The following is a 5915-nucleotide window of genomic DNA, read 5'->3' on the forward strand; positions in this document are numbered from 1 at the left end:
CTCCGGCGAAGGAGGCTCCGGCGAAGGAGGCTCCGGCGAAGAAGGCTCCGGCGAAGAAGGCTCCCGCCAGGAAGGCTCCGGCCAAGGAGGCTCCCGCGAAGAAGGCTCCGGCCAAGGAGGCTCCCGCCAGGAAAGCTCCGGCCAAGAAGGCATCCCCGTTCTCTGTCGGGGACAAGGTGGTGTACCCGCACCACGGTGCGGCCGTCATCACCAAGAAGGAGCGCCGCGACTTCGACGGCTCCAAGACCGAGTTCTTCGTCCTCCAGGTCGCCATCGACCAACTCGTGCTGCGGGTTCCCGTGGCCAGCGCCGTCGAACTCGGTGTGCGCCCGGTGATCTCCAAGACCGCGGCTCGCAAGGTGCTCGGCACCTTCAGGAGCGAACCGGAGGAGGCCGGCGCCAACTGGTCTCGCTGGTACAAGCTGCTGACCGAGAAGATCAACAGCGGCGACATCTATCAGGTGGCCGAGGTCGTCAGGGATCTGACCTACGCCCAACAGACCAAGGGCATCTCGCCGGCGCTGAAGAGGATGCTCTCCAAGGCCCGGTTGATCCTGGCGTCGGAGCTTCGGTTCGCCCTCGATCTGGACGAGGAGGAGGCAATGGCCCGCCTCGACAAGGCCCTCCCCGAGGTCGAGACCGACGACGACGAGTGAGAGGAGCGGCTCGATGCTGATCGAAGCCGTGCGCCTGGTCGTGACGCTGGCGTTCACCGCGCTCGGTTTTGTCGTCGGTGACGAACTCCCGCGGTCGGGGGTCGTCGACAGTGATCCGGACCTGACCGGCATCCTCGGAGCGGTACTCGGTGCCGGTGTCGGTTACGTTGCGGGGGGACTCCTCGGGCGATTGTTCAGGCGACTCCTCGATGCCTCTCCCCGAGTGACGGAGCACGCCACCGGTCCCCAGTTGTTCGCCGGTGCGTTCGGGCTCCTCACCGGCGTTCTCGTCGGCGCCGTAGCCGCGGTCCCGCTGGTGGTGCTGCTCCACCCGTTGGCCGGGTGGCCGCTGGCCGGTCTCGTCGTCATCGTCCTGGGTGCGTGGGGCAGCCGCCTGTTCTCTCACCGGGCGAGTGATCTCCTCGCCGCCGCGGGGATCAAGAGCGTGTCTCCCGACGCCACCGACGTGGATCAGTATGTGGTCGACTCGTCGGCGGCCATCGACGGGCGTTTCCTGGACCTCGCTCGGGCGGGTCTCATGCGGGGTGTGATGGTGGTCGCCGGGTTTGTCGTCGACGAGCTCCAGGGAATTGCCGACAGCGGTGACCGCAATCGGCGGCGCCGGGGGCGTCGCGGGCTCGACGTTCTCGAAGCGCTCACCGAGGTGCCGTGGTTGACGGTCCGCTCCGAGCCGCGCACCTTCCCCCTGTTCGAGGAAGTAGACGCCAAGCTCGTCGCCCTGGCGGACGACCTCGGGGCACGATTGGTGACCACCGATCACAACCTCGCCAAGGCGGCCGCTTTGAGGGGGCTCGAAGTGCTCGATCTGCAGGCACTCGGCGACCTCCTCAAATCTGGCCCCATGGCGGGCGAGACGGTGCGGATCCTCGTCGAGCGCGCCGGTACGGAGCCCGGCCAGGGCATCGCCTTTCTCGAGGATGGGACCATGGTCGTGGTCGAGGGGGCTGCCGGCATCGTCGGCGACGAGGTGGACGTCGAAGTCACCAGCGCCCTGCGTACCTCGGTGGGCCGCATGCTGTTCGCGAGGCTGGAGGAGTGACCACGGCCGGCATCGTCGTCGCCGCCGGCAGGGGTGAGCGTTTCGGTGGCGACAAGGCGCTGGTGCGTCTCGGCGGTCGTCCACTCTGGGAGTGGGCGAGGGAGGCGCTGGCTACGGCGGGGGCCGACCCGGTCGTCGTCGTCGGCGACATACCCGGCGGCATTCCCGGTGGTCGGCGTCGCCGGGACTCGGTGCGCGCCGGACTCGATGCCGTGATGGGCTCGGAGTTCGTGTTGGTGCACGATGCGGCGCGTCCTCTCGCCTCGCCTGCGTTGGTCTCGGCGGTGCTGGCACGACTCCACGCCGGAGGGGTCGATGGCGTGATCCCGGTGGTCCCGGTACGCGACACCCTCAAGCTCATCCAGGGGGATCGGGTGGCGTCCACGGCCGATCGAGGCGACCTGGCGGCGGCCCAGACACCACAGGGGTTCATCGCCGAGACGCTGCGCCGCAGTCACGATGCCTCGGACGAGGACGCCACCGACGATGCGGAACTGGTCGAGCGGTTCGGCGGCGTCGTCGTCGTGGTGGCGGGGGAGGAGCGCAATCTGAAGATCACCTACCCCGGGGACCTCGCTGTCGCCGAGGGACTCCTCCGATGAGGGTCGGCTGGGGCTTCGATGCCCACCGCTTCGCCGAGGTGGGCTCCGTGCGCCTCGGGGGGATCGTGGTCGACGACCGGCGCGGCGTGGTCGCCACGTCGGATGGCGATGTTCTTGCTCATGCGGTGGCCGACGCTCTCCTCGGCGCGGCTTGCCTGGGTGACATCGGCGCGCTGTTTCCGTCCTCGGATGCGGCGTGGGCGGACGCCGACAGCATGGACCTGCTGCGGCGGGTCGTCACCTTGATCGCCGAGGCCGGGTATCGGATCGGCAGTGTCGACGCCACTGTGGTCGCCGAGACCGTTTGGGTCGCCCCCCAGCGCGACGCCATTCGCATCGCGCTCGCCGACGGACTCGGCGTAGACCCGGCCGCGGTGTCGGTCAAGGCGACGACGACGGACGGCCTCGGCTTCCTGGGCCGCGACGAGGGCATCGCCGCCATGGCGTTGGTCGTCCTGGAGTAGCGAGGGGCGAGGGGCGAGGGCGGCCGTGTCAGCCTCGCAGAGTCGCCACGGCCAGTGCCACGTCGTCGGTGAAGATCGCCGACACACCGGCCCGCTCGAGTCGACGCATCTCGGCGGCGTCGTTGACGGTCCAAACCCCCACCTGAGTGCCAAGAGGTCGGAATGCCTCGACGACCCGATCCGCCATCGCGCCGTGGACGGCCTTCGCGGAGGGCAGGACCCACGGGTGTCCTGGCCACTCGCCGGCGGCGGTGAGCGGTTCGATGCCCCGGGGGAGGAGCCACCCGGTCTCGAGTCCTGCCGATAGCGCGGTATCCACCGTCGGGAGGTTGAACGAGCTGACCAACACGCGGTCCCGGGCACCGATGCGGTCGATCTCCTCGATGGCGGCGAGGACGGCACGGTCCTCGGGATCCCAGTCGGGATCGGTCGGATTGTTCTTGACCTCGATGTCCACCCAGAGGTCGCCGCATGCCTCCAGGGCCTGGGAGAGCGTGGGTACGGCCGGGTGGCATCGGCGCACCTCGATGAGGCTCAGGCCGTTGATCGGTGTCGCCTCGCCGGCGATGAGGGCGTCGTGATGCACCACGAGGTGGCCGTCGACGGTCAGGCGTACGTCGAGCTCGACACCATCGGCGCCGAGTTCGCCGGCTCGTATGAAGGCCTCGACCGTGTTCTCCGGCGCGACCGAGCGCGCCCCCCGATGAGCAACGATCAGCGGACGATCAGTCATGCCGGTTGCCGGTTGCCAGTCTCCAGTTGCCAGTCTCCAGTCCCCAGTCCGCCCAACTCCCTCGCCCCTCGTCCCTCGCCCCTCGTCCCTCGAGCGGCACGCTCGTCAGGAGCGGAGCTCCTGACAAAGTACCCTGCCGCCGATGCACGTGTTCAACACGCTCGGCAGGGCCCGTGAGGCCTTCGAGCCGCGAGATCCGGGCGTGGTGTCGATGTACGTGTGTGGTCCCACCGTTCAGTCGCCGCCCCATGTGGGCCATGGGCGTCAGATGGTGGCTTTCGACGTGATTCGCCGGTATCTCGCGTGGCGCGGCTTCGGCGTGACGTACGTGACCAACGTGACCGACATCGAGGACAAGATCATCGCCGCATCGGCAGCCGAGGGCATCACTCCTGCCGACCTGGCGGCCCGCTCGACCGCTCAGTTCTTGGAGGCTTCGCGTCGTCTCGGCGTGCTCGAACCGACATCGTTGGTGTACGCCACCGAGCACATCCCGAACATGATCGAGCTGATCGAGCGGCTCATCGAGCGGGGACACGCGTATGCGGCCGATGGAGATGTGTACTTCTCGGTTCGCTCATTCGAGGAGTACGGCAAGCTCAGCGGCCGTAGGGTCGACGAGCTGGTGTCGGGAATCCGCATCGAGCCGGGCGAGCACAAGCGAGATCCGCTCGACTTCGCTCTGTGGAAGGCGGCCAAGCCGGGGGAGCCGACCTGGGAGTCGCTCTGGGGGCCGGGTCGGCCCGGATGGCACATCGAGTGCTCCGCGATGGCCGCCGGATCGGTCGGGTTCGGTTTCGACATCCACGGCGGGGGACTCGACCTCGTGTTCCCGCATCACGAGAACGAGATCGCCCAGTCGGAGGCGGCCGAGGGGGCGGCCCCGTTCGCTCGCTACTGGCTCCACAACGGGATGGTCACGCTGCGCGGGGAGAAGATGTCGAAGTCACTCGGCAACGTCGTCGGTCTGCTCGACCTCCTCGACCGACACCGACCCGAGGCCGTGCGCCTCGTCTATCTCCGTGCCCACTACCGCCAGCCGATAGAGTTCACCGACGAGCTCGCGGAAGACGCCGCCGCATCCCTGGACCGGCTGTGGGCGTTTCGGCGCCGTGCCGGCTCGAGTGGCGCCCAGGCGGATCCAACGACGATGGATCGGTTCCGGGCGGCCATGGACGACGACTTTGCCACTCCCGAGGCGCTCGCTGCCCTCTTCGATGCGGTCAGGGCGGGCAACCGGGCACTCGATGCAGGTGAGGATGCCGGGAGCCTCGCCGCCGCCTACGACGAGATCGTCGGGGTGCTTGCCCTCGCTGAGCCGGCGGGTGATGTCGAGGATCTCGCCGGGGCCCTCAGTCGGTTGGGAGATGACGAGGGGCTGGTGGCCGCATCCGCCGAGGAGATGATCGCCGCGCTGATTCGCACTCGCGAGGAGGCACGGGCGGAGCGTGAATTCGAGCGGGCGGACCGGATCAGGGACGGACTGCTCGCACTGGGGGTCGTGCTCGAGGACGGCGCCGATGGCACCAGCTGGCATCGGCGATAGGGTCGAGGGCATTCACGCCGTCGCGGCCGCACTGGCCGCGGGTCGGGTGCGGGCACTCGAGGTTGATCCGGCTTCCCGGTCGGCGCTGGAGGACCTGCTCGCCGAGGCCGCCGGCGCAGGCGTTTCTGTCGAGTTCGTCGACGATCTCGCTCGGCGTGCCGTCACCACGGCGCCTCAGGGAGTCATCGCGCGCTGTCGGCCGCTCGTGCCGCAAACCCTCGACGATGCAGTGGCGTCGGTGACCCCGGCAGCGCTCATCGTGCTCGACCATGTCATCGACCCCCGCAATGTGGGTGCGATCGCTCGGACCGCCGTGGCCGCCGGGTTCGGCGGGATCGTGGTCTCCGAGCGCCGGGCGGCCCCGCTGGGCGCCACCGCCTTCAAGGCGGCTGCGGGAGCGCTGGAACAGCTGGCGGTGGTCACCGTTGCGTCGGTGGCGGCGGCGATCGACGCACTCCGCAAGCAAGGGGTATGGGTGGTGGGCCTCGACGCCAACGGCGGATCGTCACTGTTCGGGCTGGGGCTCCTTACCGAGCCAGTGGCGATCGTGGTCGGCGCCGAAGGCGACGGTCTCAGCCGGTTGGTTCGTGAGCGGTGCGACGTCGTCGCCTCGATCCCCCTGCTGGGTGAGGTGGAGAGCCTCAACGTGTCGGTGGCCGCAGCCCTTGGCCTCTATGAGGTGGCGCGAGTGAGACAGCTCACAGCTGACAGCTAACAGCTAACAGCCAGAGCCGGGTACTTGGACAGCGCGCGGAGAGGGTCCAGCCCGTTTTGGCTCTTTTCCCCCGCAGGGGGAGGAGGCAGCGGCCGAAGGCCGATGACGGAGGGGGAGGCCAGACGCGTCGCGAGGCCCA

Annotated in this window: 7 protein-coding genes; 6 read left to right on the forward strand and 1 reads right to left on the reverse strand. The window is 69.0% G+C overall.

Annotation, left to right across the window (positions count from 1 at the left end; translation table 11 throughout):
* The 4 genes from WEA29_00220 to ispF all read left to right on the forward strand — a co-directional run.
* Nucleotides 1-656 (forward strand): CarD family transcriptional regulator (locus WEA29_00220; GenBank protein MEX2322190.1); only part of this gene is annotated, 656 nt, incomplete at its 5' end.
* Nucleotides 657-669: 13 nt separating this feature from the next.
* The gene (locus WEA29_00225) at nucleotides 670-1716 is read left to right on the forward strand and encodes a TRAM domain-containing protein (protein ID MEX2322191.1); all 1047 of its coding nucleotides are present in this window, start codon (nucleotides 670-672) and stop codon (nucleotides 1714-1716) included.
* Entirely contained in the window at nucleotides 1713-2318 is a 606-nt protein-coding gene (locus tag WEA29_00230) for a 2-C-methyl-D-erythritol 4-phosphate cytidylyltransferase (protein MEX2322192.1), read from the forward strand. Before WEA29_00225 ends, WEA29_00230 begins: the two co-directional genes overlap by 4 nt.
* On the forward strand, nucleotides 2315-2782 hold the full coding sequence (gene ispF / locus WEA29_00235; protein ID MEX2322193.1) for a 2-C-methyl-D-erythritol 2,4-cyclodiphosphate synthase: 468 nt from the start codon (nucleotides 2315-2317) through the stop codon (nucleotides 2780-2782). Before WEA29_00230 ends, ispF begins: the two co-directional genes overlap by 4 nt.
* Nucleotides 2783-2810: 28 nt before the next feature.
* On the opposite strand, the gene WEA29_00240 is transcribed toward ispF, so the two are convergent.
* Nucleotides 2811-3515 carry a glycerophosphodiester phosphodiesterase gene (locus WEA29_00240; protein ID MEX2322194.1) on the reverse strand — a complete coding sequence of 235 codons (705 nt, stop codon included), beginning with the start codon at nucleotides 3513-3515 and terminating at the stop codon, nucleotides 2811-2813.
* 142 nt (nucleotides 3516-3657) lie between these two features.
* On the opposite strand from WEA29_00240, the gene cysS reads away from it, so the two are divergent.
* A complete protein-coding gene (gene cysS, locus WEA29_00245; protein ID MEX2322195.1) occupies nucleotides 3658-5061 on the forward strand; it encodes a cysteine--tRNA ligase in 1404 nt (467 codons plus the stop codon).
* Nucleotides 5036-5776, forward strand: coding sequence for a 23S rRNA (guanosine(2251)-2'-O)-methyltransferase RlmB (rlmB, locus tag WEA29_00250; GenBank protein ID MEX2322196.1), 741 nt, complete (start codon nucleotides 5036-5038; stop codon nucleotides 5774-5776). Before cysS ends, rlmB begins: the two co-directional genes overlap by 26 nt.
* Nucleotides 5777-5915 lie beyond the last annotated feature (139 nt).

Source organism: Acidimicrobiia bacterium, assembly GCA_040902765.1.
In the GTDB taxonomy this organism is placed as follows: Bacteria; Actinomycetota; Acidimicrobiia; order Spongiisociales; family UBA11373; genus DATKBG01.